The following is a 23,387-nucleotide window of genomic DNA, read 5'->3' on the forward strand; positions in this document are numbered from 1 at the left end:
TTTAAGATTGATCTGATTGTTATTCTAAAATTTTTTATGTGATATATTATCCGGCACGGAAAAAATTAATAATAAAAACTTAATGGATTAAGATTAAAAAGTGTCTACTAATCAGATGAATGTTTCCTATAGAAATGATTTTTTTGTTATTAAATTGATGGATTTTTTATCAATAAATTTGACATTAATGGTCAGCGCTAGTCTATTTATGATGGGCGCTTTCGATGATGTAATTATGATTAGTCTGCTATTCTCAACATCTTTTTTACTTATTGGAGAATATACTGGCCTATATCACCATGGCCTTAAAAATATGCAGCTTGGTGGGCAGAGAAGACTGTGGGGTTCCGCATTATTTTCGGTCATCTTTGTGGAGTTAGTCAGGAATTATGCCGGTACGCTGTACTCGCTGGGTCTATTGCATAAATTCGATAATATATATTTTTCCGCAACGCTGTACTGGTATATTCTTTCGCTATGTAGCCTCTATATCACGCGTTTAATTACGTTTAAATTTACGACTAAAAAGCGGATCCGAATTGCTATTGTGGGATTAACGCCCGGTGGGTTAGCGGCGGAAAAAGCATTGCTTAAAGAGTATGCCAACATGCAGTTAGAATTGGCTTTTTACGACGATCGTAGCCCATCCCGTTGTGGCTATCTGTTTAAGAGCCAATTTAAAGGCAAAGTGAGCAAGCTGGTTGAAGAGGCTAAAGCGGGCAGAGTGGATGAGATTTATATTGCGCTGCCAATGGTTGCGCTACAACGCATTCGTTATTTTCTGTCGATGATGTCCGATACGACGGTAGATACCTATATCATTCCCGATCTTTATTCCTACAGCTCATACGTATCGCAGTTTCGCTCCATCAATAACATTCAGACCATCAGTATTTTCAGATCGCCGTTTGATGGTATTGGCTCGGTGATTAAGCGCGTTGAGGATTTAGTGATTGGTGGCGTTATTACGCTGATGATTTCGCCATTGCTGCTGGTGATTGCTATTGGTATCAAACTGACGTCACGGGGGCCGGTGTTATTCAAGCAGGATCGTTACGGCCTGAGCGGCAATAAAATCAAAGTGTGGAAATTCCGCTCGATGCACGTGATGGAAAACGCCGGCGTCGTGACGCAGGCGACTAAAAACGATCCGCGCGTTACGCGTTTTGGCGCATTTTTACGCCGGACTTCGCTGGATGAACTGCCGCAATTTTTCAATGTATTGCAAGGGACGATGTCGATTATTGGCCCACGTCCTCATGCCGTCGTGCATAACGAGCAGTATCGCCAGTTAGTCGAGAATTACATGATCCGCCATAAAGTGAAGCCTGGAATTTCAGGCTTGGCGCAGGTTAATGGTTATCGCGGCGAAGTGGATACCCTCGATAAAATGGAAAAACGGGTTCACTACGATATCGCCTATATTCAGAGTTGGTCCCTTTGGTTGGATATCAAAATTATCTTTAGAACCATTTTCAAAGGTTTTATCGGTGAAAATGCGTACTAAATTGGTCATCGCCGCTGGAATGATAACCCCCCTCTCATCTTGGGCCGACTTGATGCCGAAATCGCATATCGGTGTCGCCGGTATTGATTTTCAAAGCCAGGTGGGTCTGGACTATGGGCATGAGAATAACGTGACCTATCAGGCTGATGATCAGAATGCGGTGAGTTCTCATTTTCAGAGCCTCAGGCCAATGATTAAGGCCATTGGCGCGCGTTATCAGGATCAATATCTGTTGATGTATTCCGGTGATTATCGTCGTTACGACAGCGATCCGGCGGATAATTACACCGACCATTTCTTTCGCTTTAATGGCGCATGGCGCTACGGGTTGAGGCATGGATTAACGCTCAGTCTTGAGGAGGCGCTTGGGCACGAAGTGCGTGGGCGCGGTATTACCGAAGGTTTTCGACCACAACAGTTCAGCGATTTCGGTATTCATTCGCCGTTGAGTACCGCGCTTTTCAACAGTGAATTGCGTTATAGCTATGGCGCGCTGAAAGGGCGCGGTAAAGCCGACGTCGCGCTGCTGTTTAGAAAACTGCGGTTAGGCCGCACGGAGGATATTAAAAATACCGATATTGATTTTTATAACTATGTTCTTGGGCAGGAATGGTACGAGAACGGTTTAATCGCCGAATTATCTGACCAATACTCGTCGGCAACGCGCTTTCGCTACCGTTTTATTGGTAATCAGCGGCGTTATGAAATCGATTCGCAAAAAGATAATAATGAATACTATCTGGAATTCGGCATTAAATCGCAACTTACGGGAAAAGCCGGTATTGATGCCAATGTGTCCTGGCTATACAAGACATTCGATAATAACCCGAATTCCAGGAGTTTTAGCGGGATAAACTGGGATATTCAGACGGAGTGGAAACCACTTAAACAATCCGTTTTTACCGCACATACGTCGCAGCATATCAAAGACCCGTCAGAAATTGGCGGCTATATCCTGGTTTCTAAATACGGCATCTCTTATCAGCACTTTTGGCTCGTCGATCGTTTCTCCACCACGTTTGACTATTCATACCTGACGGACGTTTACAAGAATTACCCGCGAGATCGTAAAGACAGAAACAGGGTGTTCACATTCGCCATGAGTTATAACTTCAGACCCTCTATTAACGTTGAATTAAAGTATCAACTGAACACGCTACGTTCCAATCAAGATAGCGATTCTTTCTTTATTGGCCCTAACGGCGATCGCCAGGTCGTCAGAATGCTGGGCCGTGATAACTCTCTGATTATGTTTACGGCTAAGGTACAGATCTAAGTGAAAATAATAAAACTGTGCATTTTTCTGTCCCTCATCGTCTGGCTAGCGGGATGTTCCCCGCCGAGCCAGACGCTGAGGGACAAACCTGAAAGTGAAACCACTGGTTATCAGTTAGGTGAAGGCGATGCTGTAAATATTCTGGTGTACGGCGAGCCGGAGATGACGATGAAGTTCATGCTGGATAAAAGCGGCGCGATTACCTTCCCCTACATTGGTCAACTGGTGTTGAAAGGGAAAACGCCAGAGCAGGTGGGCGAGGAGTTGGCTAATCGCCTGCGCGGCGACTATCTGCAAAATCCGATGGTGACGGTCAGCATTGCCGAGTTCCGGAAATTCTATATCACTGGTGAAGTGGAGAAACCGAACGGGTATGCCTACGAGCCGGGCTTAACCGTTGAAAAAGCGTTGGCGCTGGCCGGCGGATTTACCGATCGCGCAGACCGCAAGGATGTGGGTATTCGTCTATCGAATAGCAATCAACTGATTGAAAATGTTGATGTAAGACGTGTCGTTCATCCTGGCGATACCGTGATTGTCGGTATGAGCTTTTTCTGACCATGAGTCTATCTATCGTGGAAAATGGCAGAAAACTGGAAAGCATCATCGATTTCTCCAGATTTGCCCAAGAGATCAAACAGAACGGCTGGAAGATCATGCTGGCCGGCCTGATTGTGGCGGTAGTGGCTTACCCGCTGATTAGCATGATCACGCCCAAATATGTGTCGACCGCAACGGTACTGCTTAAAGCACAGCAGGATAACGTTTCGCCTTTGCCGCAGGTCGATGGTTATGATTCCACCCGTAGCGGCTATTACGAAACTCAGTATGCGTTGATGCAGTCGCGTATTGTGCTGGAACAAGCCGTGCGGGACATCAAGCTGGACCAAAATCCAGCGTTTAACGGCGATATAGACAAAAATGCGGATAACCGTGGCGATGAGCAACAGCGGGTCGATCACGCACTGGGTTCGATAGTGGCAAACCTCACTATCACTGGCGTTCGCACCACGCACCTCGCCACTATCTCATACGAGTCGGCGTCGCCTGAGCTGGCGGCCGACATCGCTAACGGCGCGGCGCAGGCATTTATTGACTATACGGCCAGGCAAAAGCACCTCAAGACACTGAAAGCCAAAACATTGAACCAAAAACAGATGGAAGAGGTGTGGCAGCAAGTCGTCGAGCAACAGGCCGTCATCGACCAATTTCTGAAGAAAGAAGGACTGCTGACTTTCCGTGGCGTGGATGGCTTCGAAACTGAACAACTGGGGATCGTCACCACCAAGTTAGCGGATGCCACCCAACGTCGCATCAGGGCGGAAACGAACTACAACAGCGTGCGTTTGAACGTGGGTACGTCGCTGGAAAACATCATTTCTCTGCCTGATATTTCTAATCATGCCCAAATTCAGGATTTGCGCATTGCGCTGATTCAGGCTCGGCGTTCTTTATACGAGTTACGGAAACGCTACGGGCTGAAGCATACCAAAATTTTAGAAGCCGAAGCCCAGGTTCAGGCGATTGAAGAGCAGACCCACACCGTGTTACTCGAACTGGAAGCGGGGCTGAATAAGCAGTATCAGGCGGCGTTGAGGGATGAAAAATATTATCAGCAACTGCTGGAGAAACAGAAAGCGGATTTCCAAACGTTAGCGTCTAAACGTGATGAATACAATAACCTGATCACCGCGTTGGATAAAACAAAAGAGCTGTATAAGGCGCTCTATCAGCGCACCAAAGAGCAGACGCTGGCAGGTAACTATTTAGAGCCGGACGCGGTACTTTACGACCCTGCCGTGCCGGCGGACCACCCGTCGAAACCCAATAAAGTGATGCTGCTGGTGATGGTTGTCATGCTAACCCTGATTTTCTCGGTGGTTTACTTCATCGTGAGAGCCGCGCTGGATAATTCAATCAACAGTATCAGCCAGATGAAAAAGCGCCTGAATATGGCGCCGGTGGGGGAAATTCGCATCTTCGCCAGTGGCGTGAAGCGCTCACAGGTTGTGCATTTGATAACCAAAGCGCCGCTGTACGTCGATACTGTCCACAGCATGCGAATCCACATTTTGTTATCGCATCCATCCTGCCAGGCCATTGCCATCAGCTCGGCAGAGCATGGCGAAGGGCGATCGTTGCTGGCGCATTTGCTGGCGACATCTTTCAGCGCTGACCAAAAAACGCTGCTTATCGACCTGGATTTCTTTAACGACGGCGGGCTGACGCAAGACCTGGCGCCCCCTTCCGCTATCGGCGTGGCGGAACTGCTGCAAGGGCAATCACCGTTGGATGCCGCACTGGTGACAATCAGTGAAAATTTAAGCTTCCTGCCGCGTGGCAATGCCTTGATGTCTTCTTTACTGATGCTGTCGTCCGAACATGTCGTGACGTTGATGGCAGAGCTGAGAACACGCTATCAGAGAATAATCGTTGATGTGGCCGCAGTGAATCAAACGCAGGATAGTCAACTCATTAGCCGGGTAATCGACGGGGTAGTTTTTGTGCTGAAAGCCGGCGAGTGGCGTACGGGTGATGTGCTTAATGCCATTGAGAAAGTTAAACACCACCGCGCGGTGCTGATTGGCGCGGTAATGAATCGGGTTGCGGATAAAAACCTCGAAACCAAAGAGGGGATACGTTCCCTGAACCATCGTATGAATGCGCTAATCGACAGTACTGGTCACCTGTGAGTTTATGAAAAAGATGAGTTTACTAAAAAGCATTTCTACCATTGCGGGTTCATCGGTGGTTTCACAACTGATTGGCGCGCTGTCTATCTGGCTGATTTCGCATAAATACAACATGGCCGAGGTGGGGATCTACGCGCTGAGTTACAGCATCGTGTTGGTGGGGGCGCAGGTCTGTACCTTTGCATCGCAACTGCTGATTCCGAAACAGCAAGACGGTGAACTGGCGCAGAGTGTGGTATTCAGCACACTGCAAAGCCTGCTTACCGCTGTGCCCTATGCGATGTTGACCGCATGGCTGTTTCAGCGAAATGTGTTCTTTCTCTATCTGCTCACGCTGTCCTATGCGCTGGTGCTGATCTCGGAGAATTTGTCGCTGCGCGAGGGTAACTACCGTTTTCTGGCCTTTCAGCGACTCGCCGTCTCGGTGGTGGTCGTGCTTTCGCTGGTGTTCACTTCACATACCACCGCGTTTTATTGGTCCTGGGCCTGCGCCATGATGGTGCTGATTAGCGGATGTATTTTGTTCTCGTTCAATATTCACACCATTACGTTTGGACATTTTAGTCCGCAACGTAATAGGGCTTTCTTTCATCAGCATGCTCATCATCTCACTCGCGTTGGCAGCGCCGAAGTACTGGCGATGGTTAATAGTAATTTGCCGGTTATGCTGATTAATTTTTGGTTTTCCGCGTTGACAGCGGGGTATTTCTCGGTGGTGAGCCGTTTTTGTTTGTCTCCGGTGGTGATCATCGGCAATGCAGTGCGTCATTCTATTTTTTCAACCTGGTCTACCGATTTCAGAAATAAACGTTTCAACTATGATGAGTTCAAAAAAGTCCGTCTGGTATTATTGATATCGGGAGTGATCTGCACTCTAGGGATATTTATTTTCTATCCGTTGGTGATGCATCTTTTTTTTAGCGAGGAGTGGATTAACTCCATTCCAACCTCTCGCTATATGTTGCCTTATTTATTTCCGGCGCTGGCGGTGTGTCCGCTGACGGTGATCGAATTAATATTTGGCTCTCATCGCTATTTTTTGCGTATTCAATTAGAGCAGTTGAGCGTGGTATTAATCGCATTTGTGATTGTGCCTTTTTTTTATAATCACTATGCCACATCAATGATTCTTTTTTCTGTGCTTACATTTGTACGCTACGCGTTTATTTATCTCAAAGTAAACAAACGTGCTAATGGACTGAAAAATATGATGACAGAATCATGAGCTTGAATACCGGCCTTTACCTACAGATTTATGTTGTTATCACGCTGGTATTCTGCGGACTGACGCAGTATTTCACCGGTTTTCTGGCGGTACTGTGGTTACCATTTATTTTGGCGCTGAACATGGTGGGGTTGCTGATTATGCAGACTCGCTACGATAGATTGCATTTGGATACGCAGGAATTGATGGTTCTCACGCTTTACCTCTCTTTTCTGGCGATGGCGGGATTATCTACCCTGTTACAGGGCGGAATAACCGTCACTATCGTTGGGTTTAAAAACGAGGTTGCATTATCGCTGATGATGTTTTGCCTGCTGCTGGGATTTTGCCGCGAATCACAGATTTATCGCGTGACCCGCAGTTTGTATTGGGTGTTCTACGCGCAGTTCCCGGTGGTGATTTATCAGGTGTTGTTTGTTTTACCGCGGCGGGCAGCATTGCGGGGAGAAGACGAAAAATGGGACTCGGTAGTCGGCACTTTCGGCGGCGACCCGATGGGCGGGGGAAATACCGCGGCGATGGGGTTGTTCTGCCTGTTGATTATGTTGCTGAAAGTCTCGGAATTTAAACATGGTTTGACGTCGTTTAAATCCACGGCGCTGCATATCGTTTTGGGATTTAGCTTGTGTATCCTGGGGGAAGTGAAATTTGTGATCCTGATTTCACCATTATTACTGGCCTGGGTTTGGTTAATGCCGAGCTACATCAAAGGCATGAATAGCGTAAACCTGAAAGCAATTTTGCTGATTTTCACTGGCATGGCGTTGCTGATTACCGTGGCGATTACCATTTTGGCCTCGGGTTACTCCTCGGCGTTTGGTGGCGACCCGACGAAAAGCGCGATGAGCGTATTTCTGGATTCATTGAATTATATTTTTGATACCAGCTACATTATGGAATCCGGTGAACTTGGGCGTCTTACTACGCTATTTTTCTGGCTGAAAAATCACGATATGTGGGGGATCTCCGGCACGTTGTTTGGCTATGGATTAAATGCGACAAATAGCGGCAGCGCTGTCTCTCCCGGTTTTTTGAATATTATCTATAACCTGATCATCGATTCAACCTCATTAAGTGTGCTGCTATGGGAAGTCGGCGTGGTTGGAACGTTATTTTTCATCGGGCTAATTATTTATATCTTAGTCATTACGCAGCCAAAGCCGGGACTAGATCGTAATAAATTAGACCAACAGGACCTGAAACTGCTGAGTTTTTCTCCGGCCTTTAACGTTTTTGTGGTTGGGTGCCTGTTGAGTCTGCCTTATAGCCAGATCCTGATGATTATTCCCATGTTGCAATTCCTATTTTATTTATCTCTGGGCTCAAGTCTGGTGATTCGCCATTCTGTCCGTCGTTATATCGGAAAACTGTATGAGTGATAAACCTTTTATTTCAGTGAGTATTAAGACATTCAATGAAGCGGAATGCATCGAAAAAACCATCGACAGTATTCGTCGCCATATTGTGGATTACCCCCATAAAATCATTGTTGCCGATAGCTTATCAACCGACAACACTCAGCAGCTTGCCAGCGCCAAAGGCATTACCGTGGTGTCGCTGACTGAACCGTCCGAACGCTGCTGCGGTGTGGGGCATCAGCTTGGTTACCTGTACAGTCAGGGGGATTATTTGCTGCTAATGGACGGCGATATGGAGCTGGAAGATGGCTTTATTGAGCAGGGCATCGCATTTTTAACCGCACACCCTGATTACGCTGGCGTGGCTGGAACGGTAGAGATGGATGGCGCGGCGAACTATGAGTTTATATCACGTAAACAGCGCCTTCATAAAATATATCCGTTGGGCGACTGCGGTCATTTAGGTGGTGGGGGTTTATACCGCCGCTCGGCAATTGAAAAAATAGGTTATCTCACCAACCGCAGCTTGCATGGTTATGAAGAGGCTGAATTAGGCATTCGTCTGCGCTATGCCCACTATAAATTACATCGACTTAATGTGCCTTATTTCCGTCACACGTCGTACACCATGCCAACATATAAAATGCTGCAATATCGTTGGCGGAACGGTTTTCTCTGGGCACCGGGCGAGCTTTTACGCAGCGCATGGGGGATGCCTTATTTCCGTGAGGCATTGCATATCGTTAAAAACGAGGCAGTTTTTGCGGTTTATCTGCTGGTGCTGTTGATGAGTTTATTGACGTTTAACGCCACTGTTATTGGTGCTGCGTTGCTGCCGTTACTCGCTTTTGTGGCATTAAAAACGATTAAGAACCGTTCACTGCTGAACGGGGTGCAGGGTGTGATGAACCTGGCTGTGTTTTCTGCGGGATTGATAAAAGGATTAACCAGACCCGTGCGCGACCCTATGACACCACCAAGCAGCAAGGTTATTCATGAATAGGCAGGTATGATGAAAGTTTTATTGGTCAATAAATTTTTCTATATTAAGGGCGGCGCTGAAACGGTTTATTTTCAAGAGATTGATATGTTGAAAAAGGCTGGCGTTGACGTTATCGCTTTCTCTATGCAGCATGAAAATAACTTCCCGTCAGACTACGCGCCCTATTTTGTCGGTAATGTGGATTATCATCAAAACAGCAGTGCGATTGGGGCAATTAAAACCGCGGTTAACTTTATTCATAATGCTGAGGCATGTAAGAAATTGCTGGTGTTATTGCGTAAAGAAAAACCGGATATTGTTCATTTTCACAATATCTACCACCAACTCACGCCGTCGTTGATTAAAATTGCCCGTCAATTTGGGTGTAAAACCGTGTTAACGGCTCATGACTACAAGATTATCTGCCCTTCGTACACCATGCTGCGCGATGGCAAAGTCTGTGACGCTTGTTTAACTGGTTCGGTATTTAACGCTTTTAAATATCGGTGCCAGCAAGGTTCTACATCGAAAAGTCTGCTGCTTTCGTTAGAAGGTGCCTGGCAGAATATTGCCAAAAACTATCAGGCACTGGATGTGATCGTTTCGCCCAGCGAATTTCTGCGTAACCAATTAATGCGCAAGCTGCCGAATGTTCGCATTGACGTGATTGTGAACGGCATTAATGACAGCCTGCCGGCGGAGGATGTTAAAGACGACGGTTATTTGCTGTTTATTGGTCGCCTGAGTAGGGAGAAAGGCGTTGCTACGCTTGCTAGGGCGCATCAGCAAATGCGGAATAAAATTCCGTTAAAAATTGCGGGCAGCGGGCCGCTGTATAACGATTTGGTCGCGCAATTTCCGCATGCGGAATTCCTGGGTTATAAACAGCAGGGCGAAGAACTTAACCGGCTGATTAAATACGCACGCGCGGTGGTGGTTCCTTCCGAATACTATGAAAACTGTTCAATGTCGGTGCTGGAGTCGATGGCATTCGCTAAACCGGTGGTAGGTGGGCGTATTGGCGGTATACCTGAACAAATTCGCGATAAGATAGACGGCATTTTATTCGAACCCGGCAATGTGCAGGCATTAGCCGATGTGCTGGATGACCTGACGTTGAATCCGCAAAAAGCCAGAGAAATGGGATTAAATGCGCGCCAACGTCTTCGCGAAAAATATTCATTACGTAAACACACAGAATCTCTATTGGCGCTTTATCGGGAAATATTAATCGAAAAGTAATATGACTACGAAAATTACCGTTCTGGGAACACGTGGTATTCCAAACGTGTTGGGTGGTGTGGAAACACATTGCCAAAATTTATATCCGACGATTAAACAGCAATTCGACGTAGATATTTGCGTTCTCGCACGTTCGCCTTATGTCAATTATAAAAAATCACAATATCGAGGCGTGATGACTCGCGCTTTACTGTCGCCGAAAAAGCGTTCATTAGAGGCTATCGTTCATTCGGTGCTGGCGGCATTTATCACCTGCTTTGATCAGTCCACGGTGGTGCATGTTCACGCTATTGGTCCGGGCCTGGTGGTGCCGCTTTTACGTTTGCTGGGTAAAAAAGTGGTTTTTACTCATCATGGCCCAGACTATGACCGCCATAAATGGGGATTCCTAGCAAAGAAGATTTTAATGCTGGGTGAAAAGGTCGCAGTGAAATATGCCAATGAAGTGATTGTGATCTCCGAAGTGATTAATAATATGATCAAGCAGAAATATGGCCGCGATGATGCCCATCTTATCTATAACGGTGTGAATCTACCCCAGCGACTCACTGCGGACGTTATCAATCAAATATTGGCGCGTTTTTCTCTTCAGCCACAACACTATTTGGTTGCGGTTGGCCGTTTCGTGGAAGAAAAAGGCCTGCATGATCTTATCGCGGCCTATCGGCAATCGGGTGTCACGATGCCACTGGTTTTGGTTGGCGATGCCGATCACCCCACTGCGTATAGCATGCGATTAAAACAGTTAGCCCATGAAACCCCGAATGTGATCCTGACCGGATTTTTAAACGGCCAGGAACTACAAACTGTTTTCTCACAGGCTAAACTCTTTGTGATGTCGTCATATCATGAAGGGTTACCCATTGCGTTGCTGGAGGCTATGTCATTCTCATTGCCTGCCGTGGTCAGCAATATCCCAGCCAATCTGGAGGTGAAATTAGCGCCAGAAACTTATTTCAATGTAGGAGATGTGGCGGATTTATCCGAAAAAATCACGTTGCGTTCTAAATCGTTATCTGTTGATTACTCTGAATATTTACAAAGGTATAATTGGCAACAAATCGCGGAACAAACGATGGCCGTTTACACCGCAATAAATAAATCAATAGGTTAATAGTGAATGAATCGAATAAACGCCCGTTAGTCATTGAGCGCTTCTATGAAGCCCTTGATGGAAAAACCGATACAGAACTGACCTCGGAACAGCGGCTGGCCGTTGAGCAGGCGGTGCTGTCGATTACGGCATCTTCAATGCATTGGGTCGACGTGCGTAAGAGTTTCCCTTTTTTTAACAAGCGCTATTACTTCGTTTTTTTGTTCGGTCTGGATCACCGCAAGCGTCCACGCAAAGAGTCAACGCTATTTCGCATACTGCTGACTGCGTTGATCCTGTTTACTGGCTTTTCCTGCATGCTTGCGGCGCTATTGATGCTTTACATGATTAAGTCTGCCTTGGGTATTGATATTTTCCCACATTTCCACTTAGGAATTTGGGATTGGTGGCTCAGCCTGAAGGATCACTGACCTCCGGTTTCTGCTGATGTGGAAATAAGGAGTCATAAGTGCATTGTAAAATTATCGCTGTAGGAGGTTTGCTATTTTCTGTATTGGGTGTGGCCAATGGCGTGATGACGACCGCCACCCCCAGAGGGCTAACTGGCCCGCTAACGAACCCAGGTACTGGCGTCGCCAGCTTTAACAAGGGTAATGGTACAACGTTGTCGCTGGCTGATTATCCCGACACCGGCATTGAATATGATCGTTTGTACTGGAATGAACTCGAACCAGCAGAAGGCCAATATAATTTTCAAGCCGTGGACGCTATTTTCGAACTGGCTAGCCAGCATCAACCGCCGATGAACGTGGGGTTGCGCTTTATGGCGCTTGATGAGCCTGCCAGTGGTTCGAAGATTCCTGACTGGCTGATCCAAAAAGGCATCAAGGGCGAATGGACGCCGGACAAAAAAACCTTTGTGCCGGATCTGGACGACCCGGTGTTTATCGAATACAGCCAGCGTTTGCTTAATGCTTTTGGGCTACGCTATGACGGTAATTCGAATTTGGCTTATATCGATATTGGGTTGGTGGGGTCATGGGGCGAGTGGCACAACATCAATTTCCCGACCATTACGCCGCTGATTGAACGCTACACATCAGCCCAGTTGGATAAGTACATGGAAATGTATTTTGCCGCGTTTCCCAACAGCCCAAAGATTATGCTCATTAACGGCGGCGACACGTTGGCCAGCGCAGTGAAGCAAGGTGCTGGATGGCGCGCGGATTGCTGGGGGGACTGGCATAATTTTGCGACCACATGGAGCCACATGCAAGATGATTACCCGCAGCGACTGCAAAACGCGGAGGCGCTTTATCCAAATTTTAGCTCTGCGTGGCAACGTGCGCCGGTGAGTCTGGAAATCTGTGGTCATATGTCGGAGTGGCAGAGCGTGCAGCACTATACTCGTGCGCAAGTGCAGGTGGCCTTTGACTGGGCGCTGGCACAGCATGCTAGCACCATTAATCTGAAGTCGCGCAGCGTGCCGACGGAATATCGGGACATTGTGGATAACGCGCTGACCAAACTCGGCTATCGTTTTCGCCTGGCCTCGCTAACTCATGAGTCTGAACTGGCACAAGGGCAGAGCCTGACGTTAAACCAGCAGTGGTTTAACGACGGCGTAGCGCCCATTTATCTGAAATATGATGTGGCCTATCGTGTGGTGAATAATGACAACACCGTAATGAGTATGGGAAAAATGGCTGATGACATCCGCACTTGGTTGCCAGGGCAGCATACCTTCGTCTACCAATTGGCGATGCCGGAAACGCTGCCAGCCGGGCAGTATAATATTGAAATGGCGATGCTGGACGCAAAGGGAGTATCGCGAATTAATCTCGCCAACGAGGGCAAGCAAGCTGACGGTTGGTATCGAATTTCCACGGTAACGGTGCGCTGAGCACGGAATTAAGAATAGATATTCATATGCTGAAAAATATAGGCCATGTATGGTGTGAAATAAAAGCGGCGGGCAGTATTAAAGCTAAACTAGTCATATTGCTGTTTCGCCTTTCAACCATTTACCAGTCATCAAATGCGCTGCTGAAAATTATCAGCGTTCCTTTTGTTGTCCTGAATAAAGTGATTAATGAGTGGCTGTTCTGTGTGGAAATTCCGCACAGAACTCAAATCGGTTTTGGGCTGAAAATATATCATCCGCACTGTATTGTGGTGAATTCCGATGTAATCATCGGGGCGAACTGTACATTACGGCAGGGAGTCACCATTGGTAGCGTGATAAACCGTGAAGGCCATGTCACCAAAAGCCCGGTGCTGGGTAATCAGGTGGAGCTTGGTGCCAATGCCATTCTGCTAGGCGACATTACATTAGGTGATAACGTAAAAGTCGGCGCCGGAACCGTGGTAACAAAAAGCCTTGCTGCCGGAAAGGTGGTCGTGGGGTATGGAACCAGGGAATTGAATTGAGAGTGTATGCTCATTTCTATGCGAATGTCATGTGACAGCGGGTTGCCATTCTTGCTGTCTACTAAAATGATGGGCCACATACAATAAAGAAATACTCGGTTCGTTCCTTCGGTCGCAATTTCCTGCGACATCGATAAGTCGTAATGACATTAGCGTTACGTTATCTATATGATTAATATCCAAAGCGTGTGCCAGAGGATAACATCATGCTAGCGACGAACAGCGTTTCAGCGAAACGCGAAACATTGAATTTACGCATCAAGCCTGCCGAACGCGACCTTATCGCTCAAGCTGCGAAGGCCTGAGGAAAAAATCGCACTGATTTTGTTCTTGAGGCTACCCGCGCTGCCGCAGAAGAAGCGTTGATCGAGCTGCGCATCATCATGGCTGATCCTGACACTTATCAGAAATTCCTCGCCCGCTTGGATCAGGCCCCCTCACCGAATGCTGCATTGCGTAAAACCATGCAAACGCCCGCTCCGTGGGAACAGAAAAAATGATCTCCACCCCAGAGCTTATCTAGGTCAAACATACATTATCCTCATTCTGTTGTGGCGTGGAGTCTAACTACTATGATGTCAATGTGCTGGCGTATTACAGATCAACAACGAATTACACGATCACCAGTTCTTATTTTCATCAGCAAAAGAACCATGCTTTGCGATAAATCTGGCGACGTTTTCCATCCCTTCGCGGTTTTCTTTCTTCCATTCCTCAGACTTTATACGGCGGGCTTCTTTGCCAATAGCGTCATTCACCAGCCCAGAAATATTAACTCCGGCAGCGCTCTGAACCTGATAGTCATCTTTGTCTACTGCAATACTAGTCCGGTTTTTCATTGCCGTATTCCTCTTTAACCAAGCGCTTTATATTTTGCAGGGATCTTAGCAATAATGCTGGCGGGGTCTAGAGAAAGTAAACGGGCGATATGGATAAATTCTACGATGTCTAACCTTCTTTCTCCGTTCTCAACCTTGGCGATAAACGATTGGGGACGATCCAGTGCTAGTGCCAGGTTTCCCTGCGTGATCCCTTTGGCAATGCGTGCTTCACGTAATGCCTTGATAACGATTTGATATTCATCAGAGTAAACAGAAGCCATCGATTCAACCCCATAAAATTTGGGATCAAATATCAGTCGCACACTGTTTTATCCCAAAACGGGATAAGGTGTTTTTTGTGTTGATTATTTAATGCTATCTGTCTGTATTTTATGCGCTATTCTTTCTAAAACTGTGGAAGCATCTACAGATAGCAGATGAGCGATGTGGACAAATTCAACAACATCCAGCCTACGTTCCCCATTCTCGATTTTGGCTACAAAAGACTGAGGTCGACCTAAAGCGTTCGCCAAATTTTCTTGGGTCATGCCTTTTTCGATTCTGGCCTCTCGTAGGATTTTTATAACTGATTGATATTCATCTGAATAAATCGATGCCATTTTGGTGACCTTGATTAATATCCCAAAATGGGATAATTGAGCTGGTTTATCATAGGGAGAGGTGAGAGAAATGGATAAGCACGATTGGCATCCAGCAGACATTATTGCTGGCTTAAGAAAGAAAGGAACAACGTTGGCGGCGGTATCAAGAGCATCAGGATTAGCGTCTTCAACACTCGCTAATGCTTTAACGAGACATTGGCCCAAAGGTGAGAGATTAATTGCCTGCGCATTAGGAAAGCTGCCGGAGGAGATCTGGCCGTCACGCTATCAAGGCACGAGCATGAATCATGGGGAAGGGGAGGCGGGATAACACTCTTGTAGAGAATCGAACCCTATTCAGGACCCATTCCCCAAAAGCAAGAAACCAGCCGTTAGGCTGGTTTCTTTAAATTAGTGGTGCCCGGACTCGGGATCATTCAGCTTTCTATTAAGTTAAAATACAGCATAAATTTTAACCGTGACTGTTGTCAAGACCCGTAGGTTGACCCGTGTTTTTATAGATAGATCAGAATGATGGGTCACAGATGATAAAAAATTCTCGGTTTGCTCCTTTGGTTCGATTCCTTGTGATGTCTATAAATCGTAATGACATTAGCGTTACGCTTGCTGTATGATTAGTGTCCAGAGAGTAGGTCGGAGGATAACATCATGCCAGTGACGAACAGCGTTTCTGTCAAACGTGAAACATTGAATTTACGCATCAAGCCAGCTGAACGCGACCTTATCGACCGTGCGGCGAAGGCTAGAGGGAAAAATCGCACTGATTTTGTTCTTGAGGCTGCCCGCGCCGCTGCTGAGGAAGCGTTGATCGATCAACGCATCATCATGGCAGATCCCGATGCTTATCAGGAATTTCTTGCTCGTTTGGATCAGGCTCCTTCACCGAATGCCGCGTTGCGCAAAACTATGCAAACACCTGCACCGTGGGAACAGAAAAAATGATCTCTGCTCCTGAGCCACTCCACGCCGAACATGCACTTTCCTCGTTCTGTTGCGGTGTGGAGTCTATGGATAACTGGCTAAAACTACGGGCGATGAAAAATCAGGTCACTGGAGCATCACGAACTTTCGTCAGTTGCGATGATTCAAAAGTGCTGGCGTATTACTCATTGGCTTCCAGCGCCGTGGCAACGAATGCCGCTCCCGGACGTTTTCGCCGCAATATGCCCGATCCTATTCCGGTCGTAGTACTGGGTCGTCTGGTGGTAGATAAATCATTACATGGTCAGGGCGTTGGCCGGGCGTTGGTACGGGATGCTGGGCTGCGGGTGATTCAGGTCGCTGATACTATCGGCATTCGCGGGATGTTGGTTCATGCGCTGTCTGATGAAGCGCGGGAGTTTTACCTGCGTGTGGGATTTGAGCCTTCACCGATAGATCCGATGATGCTGATGGTGACGTTGGGGGATTTGGTGGGGAGTTTATCAATTTGAAATTGATGTTTTGCCTGTGCATCATCAAAAATGAATAGTTTGTTGTAGCTGGATGCTTACATCGTATCAGGTATAAATTATAAGCCTTAGCTGAAGTAACACGTGCTAGCGATTTTAATATTCTGACAAGAGGAGACAGCCTGCATCTAACATACAGAAAATCCACGGGGACATATGGAATCTTGCTCCGAATGGATGATTAACAAAACAATCACTCATTCGGAGCGTTAACTACCCTACTTGATCTGAGCCGTTATCTGCTTCTGAAAAAATAACAAAAATGTAGCTAATACTGGGAGTGTTAATATATACGTTTTCTATGTTTCTATTTGTTTCGTATAGGTAATTCATGTATGCCATACTCAAAAACTATTGTGACATTTTCTATGTTATCTATATTTCCTTCAAGAAGATTCATCATTTTTATTTCTCTCTCAATTTCATCGATGTCAGCATGGATTTGACCAAGGTTGTTGCCTCTAATATAATCAAGTACTCGTTCTATTTTTTTATTATCTCTCATGCTCGTGAGTAAATTATCATGATTTCCATCTAAATAATATTCGGCATATTGGGTTCGGTATTGAACATATTTGGTATAGAGTTCTGGGATATTCGCGACATTCAGAGCGCGGGACTCTAAGATCTTATCTACTGTTTGTGGATTTTGCTCAGCCATTTGTCTGATCGCAGCAGACAGAGATGTGTCTTTTTGACCGCTTTTAGAGCCTATACTTTCGAATGTTAAGCCGTTTAAAGCATCAGCGGCCAATGCATTTGCGTATAGATTAATGAGCTGATCCACTTCCTTTTGCGATATAGAGTTCTTTTTATCCAAGTACCAGTACTGTCCTTTCTTGGTCATGGGGGATTGAATTTTAAACTTCAGGCTTTGAGCTGCCACTAACCAATAATGATCCGCATTCGCCAGTCCTTGATGTGTTCTTTTTGTCAGTTGCATAAAAGAGTCATCATGGAAAGAACCTGTGATTTTATCAATCAATATATTTTGTAAAGCTTGAGTATGTGTGATAGACGCAATTTGGTTGTATTTTAGGATCTTGAGCCCGGGGCTATCAATATCTTCACTACGTCGTTCCAATATACTAGCAAACATCCCATTATGATACTTGACCATTTTATCAATTAAGAGGTCAAGATTTTTTACCACTTTACGAATGGCTTCAGGTTGATGATAAAGAATGTTGCTGTACAGTTCCGCGAGATAGCTGCCGTATTCGTCACTGAATGCAAAGCCTTTACGTGGGTAATATACTCTTAAATCGGTAGACCATGCATCATTGACTGTTGACAATTGCCGAATAAAGGTAGGACTTGCTTTATGTAAATGCGCTAGAAGATAAAGGCATTTGAGCATATCTTCGTGGTGCGGTTTATCGACATCTGTTTCTTTGGCTTGCTTTAAATAGATTCTACGCCAATCTTTATTCTGATTCATTTCCTTAGTTGTACCCAAAATGGTATTTAAGTGCATTTTGAGTGCTGAATCGTTGAAGTTCTTCCAAAAGTCATTTTGATTTTTATCTTCATTCAGTGGCCATAATTCTTTTCTAAGCTCTTTGAGACTTAGCTGCCCAACCTTAGTAGCTGTTTTTAGATAGTCATAGTCTGATAGGGACGAAAAAAATGATTGGGGTTTCGAGCGTAATAAGACTTCATATGGTAAGAGATAGATTTCCCCGTTTCCCACAGGTTGATAGTTTCCACTGTGTCTGCGACGTAACTCATCTTTGTTCGTAACACACAGCTTTTCTTTGTTCGTTGAACTCATGAAATTCTCACTTATTAATTTTTTCTGCTTTTTGGATCGCAGGCTTGTTTTAGCATCGATACCTAGAGCAGTGAGCCAGTTCTTGCTAAGTAGCTACACCTAATACAGCTACACCTGCCGTTTGCTGTCATGAGACATGCTGCTTAAGGGCAACCTACTATAGATCCGATGCAGCACGTCTAGATAGTAGGAAAAAGCATCAACGACCTGTTCTACAAGGATTGGCCAATCCTAAGTCCTGACTGAAATGACGCGTGCTAGCGGTTTTAGTGCTCTGGCTGGAGTGAAGCAGTCTGCATCTAACATACAGAACACCCACGGGGACAGGCAGCCTAAGAGTAAGCCGTGGGGCTTCGCTTTATTTTAATGGAGTAAACAGGTGATTGACAAAATAATCGTCGCTCTCAGAGCGTTAATTATGCTATTAGAGCTGATACGTTATCTGAACTGATAATATAAACATAGCTAAGGTCGGAGATGACCGCTCTCCGACCTTTAATATATCACATTATAGTGGTTTAATGAGTTTGGCCACTTGTAATAATCCCGATAAACCGAACCATTCACTTCCATAGATTTCTGGCATACTGATTTTATTCAGCTTAAAGAACGTTATTTATAAGGCTCAATATGAACACACTGAATCTCTCTTAAATCCCCCAAAACATAAGATTGATAGCATCCTTGATCTCATCCGCGTAGTCGCCAAGATCCACAATCACTTCACCAATGACTTCAACGGGAACGCTCGATAGTTCAGTGGTCATCAGTCGATAATCTTCGTCGTCGATGCGGATCTGGGGGAACAGCGTTTTATTCACTTTCTCAGACAGGTGATGTGATTCGATAAGCGGAATGACCATACGTCGCTTTGGTGTCTCGACAATATCACTCTGCACATCGACAAACATTTTGTAGTGGCTGGCTCGTTTGTATTGATAAACAATGAATTGCATGATCACCAGTTCCTGTTTTCATCTGCGAACGAGCCATGCTGTGCGATAAATCGGGCGACTTCTTCCATCCCTTCGCGGTTATCCTTCTTCCACTCCTCTGCCTTTATGCGGCGGGCTTCTTTGCCAATGGCGTCATTCACCAGTCCGGAAATATTGACTCCGGCAGCACTCAGAACCTGATAATTGTCTTTGTCCACGGTAACGCTGACGCGGTGTTTCATGATAGTGATCCTCTCGTGTGCATACTTTGAGTATATACTCCGCGTTGTTGTTCAGCAATTAGTCAAAATTTAATGCTAACCGTTTAAGTTCCTCAAACGTATAAACCCGAAAAACATGGCGGTGCTTCGCTTCCAGCGGGATGTGCTGATGGTTGACGATGGCGTATTTCACACTATTGAACATCCGTTCAATAGCTCGCTTTTTCTGTGGATCCGGCACGATATAGAAAGCGTACATCCAGTGTTTTTGAGTGCGAGCCAGTAAATGATTGGTGATAATCGACTGGTAGCGGGCTTTGGTTTTCAGACGGCGCTCAGTCTCTACTGCGATGACCGTTCCGTTCGGGAGCGTTATCACCCCATCCGGGCGGTGTTTTACCTGATAACGGCTGCGAAATGTTGGGCGGTTGCCGTGAAGCCACCCGTAAGCGCCTTGCTTCTCCAGAATAAGCCGGGCGAGCTGGTTATCAAGGTGGTGCTCCAGCGTCCAGCCCGTGATTTTGGCAGGCTCAAAGCGTGCAGGAAAGCCGTCATCATCTGGCGTGACTACCGCGGCCAATCCGTCGTTGGTGATCCCCCACAGTGAGATTTTCTCCATCCTTGTGCAAAACGTCTGCTTTTGAATGAATCCCATGTCGATGGCCTTTGCCAGCAGCAGATAAAGCGGCTTGTGATTTTTATAATCAAAAAGCAGCATCAGCGTTTTAAAGTCGCTGTAGGTTTCTTCTTTCAGGAAGTTGAGCAGTATCTGGATCTTTTCGCAATGACGTTCGCGGCGTTCACGGTAATCAGAAATTAGCATTGATCCTCCTTTGTCTCTGGCTGCTTTTTTTTCCGCCTTTCTCGCCTCATGGCCTCGGCTCATATTTCCGTGAATGACATGCGCCCATGCGATGTGCCGACAGCATGAGGCGAATGCGGTGGCAGCTTTGCAGCCATGCGCCGGAAAATACATTTCCCGGCACAAAACGGCGTGCGCCAGTTCATGCGGGCTGGACGCCCTTATTGCCTGTCGCATGGGGGTAATGTCGCGGCTGGACGCCACGCCAAAACCCCCAACGTCAACAGCGGCACACCGTCGCACGCTACGCGCGACTACCCCCTTTGAGACGCCGTTTTTAGCCCACTTTTTCTTTTGCCCGTTCCGGTCAGCAAAAAAATGGGAAAACGCCTTCAAAGCGGGTAGTCGCGCCTCGCTACCGGCTTGTGGCCGGAGACTTAGCCGCGACGGTGTGCGGGGCTGAAGCCCCCAAATAAACCGACGCGTGGGCGCGTCTTTTTGCTCGCTGGGGCGGCAAAATTTATTCGGCTCCCCCCAGCCTGCTCGGTTTCCCCTGGGAGAAACGCTCGCCGATGGGTTCGGGCGACGCAAATTAGCAATTTCTGTGAAATTGAATTTACTCGCCTCACGCCACGGTTGAGTGCCCGCGAGGCGCAGGCATTCAACCGCCTAACTCCGTCGCGTTCTGCGTCGTGGCTGGATGGTCTGTTGAGCGCGGTCAGCGTTGCGAAAATAAAACGTGTTGGCATGTATTCTCCCATGCTGGAATTAGCCAGTAGGGAAGGCTATCGGGAAAGGGCGGTTTTGCCTGCAAACAACTCAATATCGGTTAGGAAGAATTATGATTATTCAGCCACGAAAGCAAAAAAGCTCTGACCTAACGGCAGAGCTTTAATCGGGCAGAACATATTCAGATGGCTATCTGGCGGTGAGTGAATGTGCGCGTTTGTGCATATCGGAAAGGGCAGGGATGAGTAAACTAATTGCAGTTAACCCATGCCCCAACTGGCACAAGCTTTCTGGCGTCGATTCGCACACGTCATTATCGGCAAAAGTAATCAGCGCATCGCCAATGAAATTCAGGCAATGGCAAAGTCCGGCCTGCGTTTCGACGCAATACTCAGTGACCCGCGAGAGTTCGTCATTGTCCATGTGTGAAAAGTCCAGACGAGCCAGCGCGGCACTCATGGCGGAGTAATGGTTCTCATAATCCGGCAGTGATTGATAAGACGCGCCCGTGTTACTATCGGTGTCAGCCATAGCATTAGTCCTCATAATGTTGTGGTCAGAAGCCCGGTTAGTGTTGGCGCACTGCCGGGTTTCGTTTTTCACCATGAATTCGTTCTTGGTGTTCATACACCTTAACGCTAGGTGCACATACACGTCAACGTGTTTAAAAATATTTTTCCTTGTATAGTGTGCGTTCAGCGAGAAAGGAAAATGGCATGCCTACAGGTTCTAAAAACAAGCGTTCAACCACAAAGGGAATTCGCTTCCCACATGAGCTTATCGAAGAAATCAATGCCAGCGTTGCGCAGGAGAAAGCGGAAGATCCCGATGCTAATTTTTCAGCCTGGGTTCTGGATGCTTGTAACAGAAAGTTGGCAGCGCTAAAAGGCGATAAGCCTATTAAATAATAGTCTGTATCTTTAATCTGCATTGTAAGATATTGAAAAGGAAGGATGCGATGAATCTTGTGAGTGAAAAGCTTACGGTGTAGATTAATCGGAGACGAAAACTTCGTTTACACTCTCTGTGCAGGCTGCGTAAATATTAGCAAGTTCCCAATATCGGGGGAATCGAATATATAGGTCTACTATTTTTAATTGATAGTCCCTCTGAAGAATAGTGAAATTGATCACGGTTGAATTTTTTTCATCTGATAGAAAAACCCATTGGCGTTATAAATATTTATTTTAAGGATAATGAGTTTATGGCATACGATCTTGAAAGTCGCTTAGTCATCGGTGTAGCATCCAGCGCAGTATTTGATTTGACCGAATCAGACGAGGTATTCAAAAGTAAAGGGGAGGAAGAGTATCGGAAATTTCAAGAATCAAATTTGAATAATCCTTTGCCAACAGGAATTGCATACCCTTTTATAAAGAGATTACTTGCTTTAAATGATTTAAGTGATGACACTTTAGTTGAAGTTGTATTACTTTCAAAAAATGATCCAGATACAGGTCTTAGGGTCATGAAAACAATTGAGCATTATGGTTTAAATATAACCCGTGCGATATTTATGCAAGGCAAGTCTCCCTATGAATATATACCAGCATTAAATATTTCTTTATTTCTATCGGGAAATAAAGAAGATGTTGATGTTGCAATTAAATCAGGATTTCCAGCAGGCAGAGTTCTTGACTCAAAATTCATTGATGATGAGACTGATAACTCTCTTCGAATCGCATTCGACTTTGATGGTGTTCTTGCTGATGACGCTTCCGAATCTGTTATGCAGGCATCGGGGCTTGATGAATTCCATGCTAATGAAGTGAAAAATGTTATGGAGCCTCATACTCCTGGCCCCCTTAAGGAGTTTTTGGTCAGAGTTTCAAAGATTCAATCTGTGGAAGAGAAATATAAAATATCTCATCCAGAGTATGAGAATCGCCTCAGAATATCTATAGTAACTGCAAGGAATGCTCCTTCACACGAAAGAGCTTTGAATACACTTAAGAAATGGGGAGTTATGACGAATGATGCATTTTTCTTAGGAGGAATAGAGAAGAGAAAGGTGCTTAGTATTTTAAAACCTCATATTTTTTTCGATGATCAGTCTAGCCATCTGCAACTTGCTAGTTCCGTAGTTCCTTCAGTACATATCCCATTTGGAATAACGAACCAATAAAATATATCTTCGTATTTTAATCGTGATATATAAAATTTTTTTCATAATATCATGATATTTTCTGCTAGAAAATTGGGTAACTCGTCTTCGATTCATAAGAAGGCTTTGGCAGAATGCTTAGGTGCTAAAAGATACTCGA

Annotated in this window: 26 protein-coding genes and 1 pseudogene; 19 read left to right on the top strand and 8 right to left on the bottom strand. The window is 45.9% G+C overall.

Annotation, left to right across the window (positions count from 1 at the left end; all coding sequences use genetic code 11):
• The first annotated feature begins 100 nt into the window (after window positions 1-100).
• From K7X24_RS16370 to K7X24_RS16430, 13 genes and pseudogenes are all read left to right on the top strand, one after another.
• Window positions 101-1,507: an undecaprenyl-phosphate glucose phosphotransferase gene (locus K7X24_RS16370; protein ID WP_411961350.1), complete on the top strand. Its 1,407-nt coding sequence runs from the start codon at window positions 101-103 to the stop codon at window positions 1,505-1,507.
• Window positions 1,497-2,783 carry an outer membrane beta-barrel protein gene (locus tag K7X24_RS16375; protein WP_224555861.1) on the top strand — a complete coding sequence of 429 codons (1,287 nt, stop codon included), beginning with the start codon at window positions 1,497-1,499 and terminating at the stop codon, window positions 2,781-2,783. Before K7X24_RS16370 ends, K7X24_RS16375 begins: the two co-directional genes overlap by 11 nt.
• Window positions 2,784-3,341 carry a polysaccharide biosynthesis/export family protein gene (locus K7X24_RS16380; RefSeq protein WP_224555863.1) on the top strand — a complete coding sequence of 186 codons (558 nt, stop codon included), beginning with the start codon at window positions 2,784-2,786 and terminating at the stop codon, window positions 3,339-3,341.
• Between the two features lie 2 nt (window positions 3,342-3,343).
• Complete coding sequence (locus tag K7X24_RS16385) at window positions 3,344-5,476, top strand: GumC family protein (protein WP_224555865.1); 2,133 nt, start codon at window positions 3,344-3,346, stop codon at window positions 5,474-5,476.
• A gap of 13 nt (window positions 5,477-5,489) precedes the next feature.
• Window positions 5,490-6,701: a lipopolysaccharide biosynthesis protein gene (locus tag K7X24_RS16390; RefSeq protein ID WP_224555866.1), complete on the top strand. Its 1,212-nt coding sequence runs from the start codon at window positions 5,490-5,492 to the stop codon at window positions 6,699-6,701.
• Window positions 6,698-8,080 (top strand): hypothetical protein, encoded by a 1,383-nt coding sequence (locus tag K7X24_RS16395; RefSeq protein WP_039490292.1) that lies wholly within the window; start codon window positions 6,698-6,700, stop codon window positions 8,078-8,080. The genes K7X24_RS16390 and K7X24_RS16395 overlap by 4 nt, the downstream gene beginning before the upstream one ends.
• The gene (locus tag K7X24_RS16400) at window positions 8,073-9,062 is read left to right on the top strand and encodes a glycosyltransferase family 2 protein (RefSeq protein WP_109225477.1); all 990 of its coding nucleotides are present in this window, start codon (window positions 8,073-8,075) and stop codon (window positions 9,060-9,062) included. Before K7X24_RS16395 ends, K7X24_RS16400 begins: the two co-directional genes overlap by 8 nt.
• A gap of 9 nt (window positions 9,063-9,071) precedes the next feature.
• Complete coding sequence (locus K7X24_RS16405; protein WP_103861689.1) at window positions 9,072-10,283, top strand: glycosyltransferase family 4 protein; 1,212 nt, start codon at window positions 9,072-9,074, stop codon at window positions 10,281-10,283.
• Window position 10,284: 1 nt separating this feature from the next.
• A complete protein-coding gene (locus K7X24_RS16410; protein WP_180830153.1) occupies window positions 10,285-11,397 on the top strand; it encodes a glycosyltransferase family 4 protein in 1,113 nt (370 codons plus the stop codon).
• A gap of 2 nt (window positions 11,398-11,399) precedes the next feature.
• A complete protein-coding gene (locus tag K7X24_RS16415; protein WP_039490298.1) occupies window positions 11,400-11,807 on the top strand; it encodes a hypothetical protein in 408 nt (135 codons plus the stop codon).
• 38 nt (window positions 11,808-11,845) lie between these two features.
• Window positions 11,846-13,240 (top strand): DUF4832 domain-containing protein, encoded by a 1,395-nt coding sequence (locus K7X24_RS16420; protein ID WP_224555869.1) that lies wholly within the window; start codon window positions 11,846-11,848, stop codon window positions 13,238-13,240.
• 26 nt (window positions 13,241-13,266) lie between these two features.
• Window positions 13,267-13,767 (top strand): serine acetyltransferase, encoded by a 501-nt coding sequence (locus K7X24_RS16425; RefSeq protein WP_039461785.1) that lies wholly within the window; start codon window positions 13,267-13,269, stop codon window positions 13,765-13,767.
• 206 nt (window positions 13,768-13,973) lie between these two features.
• A pseudogene (locus tag K7X24_RS16430) lies at window positions 13,974-14,267 on the top strand (DUF1778 domain-containing protein).
• Between the two features lie 120 nt (window positions 14,268-14,387).
• Here the strand turns inward: K7X24_RS16430 and ccdA (K7X24_RS16435) are convergent.
• From ccdA (K7X24_RS16435) to K7X24_RS16445, 3 genes are all read right to left on the bottom strand, one after another.
• The gene (gene ccdA / locus K7X24_RS16435) at window positions 14,388-14,606 is read right to left on the bottom strand and encodes a type II toxin-antitoxin system antitoxin CcdA (protein WP_180744385.1); all 219 of its coding nucleotides are present in this window, start codon (window positions 14,604-14,606) and stop codon (window positions 14,388-14,390) included.
• A gap of 14 nt (window positions 14,607-14,620) precedes the next feature.
• Window positions 14,621-14,869, bottom strand: a complete 249-nt coding sequence (locus tag K7X24_RS16440) for a helix-turn-helix domain-containing protein (protein ID WP_010299606.1) — start codon at window positions 14,867-14,869, stop codon at window positions 14,621-14,623.
• 84 nt (window positions 14,870-14,953) lie between these two features.
• Window positions 14,954-15,208, bottom strand: a complete 255-nt coding sequence (locus K7X24_RS16445; protein WP_039497362.1) for a helix-turn-helix domain-containing protein — start codon at window positions 15,206-15,208, stop codon at window positions 14,954-14,956.
• Window positions 15,209-15,278: 70 nt separating this feature from the next.
• Here K7X24_RS16445 and K7X24_RS16450 point away from each other — a divergent pair, with 70 nt between their 5' ends.
• The 3 genes from K7X24_RS16450 to K7X24_RS16460 all read left to right on the top strand — a co-directional run bounded on the left by K7X24_RS16450 (window position 15,279) and on the right by K7X24_RS16460 (window position 16,644).
• Window positions 15,279-15,521: a helix-turn-helix domain-containing protein gene (locus tag K7X24_RS16450; protein WP_224555871.1), complete on the top strand. Its 243-nt coding sequence runs from the start codon at window positions 15,279-15,281 to the stop codon at window positions 15,519-15,521.
• 338 nt (window positions 15,522-15,859) lie between these two features.
• Entirely contained in the window at window positions 15,860-16,153 is a 294-nt protein-coding gene (locus K7X24_RS16455) for a DUF1778 domain-containing protein (protein WP_100683471.1), read from the top strand.
• Window positions 16,150-16,644 carry a GNAT family N-acetyltransferase gene (locus K7X24_RS16460; protein ID WP_224555873.1) on the top strand — a complete coding sequence of 165 codons (495 nt, stop codon included), beginning with the start codon at window positions 16,150-16,152 and terminating at the stop codon, window positions 16,642-16,644. Before K7X24_RS16455 ends, K7X24_RS16460 begins: the two co-directional genes overlap by 4 nt.
• 325 nt (window positions 16,645-16,969) lie before the next feature.
• On the opposite strand, the gene K7X24_RS16465 is transcribed toward K7X24_RS16460, so the two are convergent.
• From K7X24_RS16465 to mobC, 4 genes are all read right to left on the bottom strand, one after another.
• Window positions 16,970-18,436 carry a hypothetical protein gene (locus tag K7X24_RS16465; protein ID WP_224555875.1) on the bottom strand — a complete coding sequence of 489 codons (1,467 nt, stop codon included), beginning with the start codon at window positions 18,434-18,436 and terminating at the stop codon, window positions 16,970-16,972.
• A 650-nt stretch (window positions 18,437-19,086) separates the two neighbouring features.
• Complete coding sequence (gene ccdB / locus K7X24_RS16470; protein ID WP_224555880.1) at window positions 19,087-19,392, bottom strand: type II toxin-antitoxin system toxin CcdB; 306 nt, start codon at window positions 19,390-19,392, stop codon at window positions 19,087-19,089.
• 2 nt (window positions 19,393-19,394) lie between these two features.
• Entirely contained in the window at window positions 19,395-19,613 is a 219-nt protein-coding gene (gene ccdA / locus K7X24_RS16475; protein ID WP_224555882.1) for a type II toxin-antitoxin system antitoxin CcdA, read from the bottom strand.
• A 58-nt stretch (window positions 19,614-19,671) separates the two neighbouring features.
• Window positions 19,672-20,415 (bottom strand): MobC family replication-relaxation protein, encoded by a 744-nt coding sequence (gene mobC / locus K7X24_RS16480; protein ID WP_224555884.1) that lies wholly within the window; start codon window positions 20,413-20,415, stop codon window positions 19,672-19,674.
• Between the two features lie 118 nt (window positions 20,416-20,533).
• Between mobC and K7X24_RS16485 the strand changes: the two genes are divergently transcribed.
• Window positions 20,534-20,857, top strand: coding sequence for a hypothetical protein (locus K7X24_RS16485; protein ID WP_224555885.1), 324 nt, complete (start codon window positions 20,534-20,536; stop codon window positions 20,855-20,857).
• A gap of 455 nt (window positions 20,858-21,312) precedes the next feature.
• Here K7X24_RS16485 and K7X24_RS16490 read toward each other — a convergent pair whose 3' ends face one another.
• Window positions 21,313-21,654 carry a hypothetical protein gene (locus K7X24_RS16490; RefSeq protein ID WP_224555887.1) on the bottom strand — a complete coding sequence of 114 codons (342 nt, stop codon included), beginning with the start codon at window positions 21,652-21,654 and terminating at the stop codon, window positions 21,313-21,315.
• 185 nt (window positions 21,655-21,839) lie between these two features.
• Between K7X24_RS16490 and K7X24_RS16495 the strand changes: the two genes are divergently transcribed.
• Window positions 21,840-22,031, top strand: coding sequence for a YlcI/YnfO family protein (locus K7X24_RS16495; protein WP_116165064.1), 192 nt, complete (start codon window positions 21,840-21,842; stop codon window positions 22,029-22,031).
• A gap of 296 nt (window positions 22,032-22,327) precedes the next feature.
• Window positions 22,328-23,248 (top strand): 5'-nucleotidase, encoded by a 921-nt coding sequence (locus K7X24_RS16500; protein WP_127157652.1) that lies wholly within the window; start codon window positions 22,328-22,330, stop codon window positions 23,246-23,248.
• Window positions 23,249-23,387: the final 139 nt, after the last annotated feature.

It is taken from the genome of Pectobacterium versatile (assembly GCF_020166435.1).
GTDB classification, from domain to species: Bacteria; Pseudomonadota; Gammaproteobacteria; order Enterobacterales; family Enterobacteriaceae; genus Pectobacterium; species Pectobacterium versatile.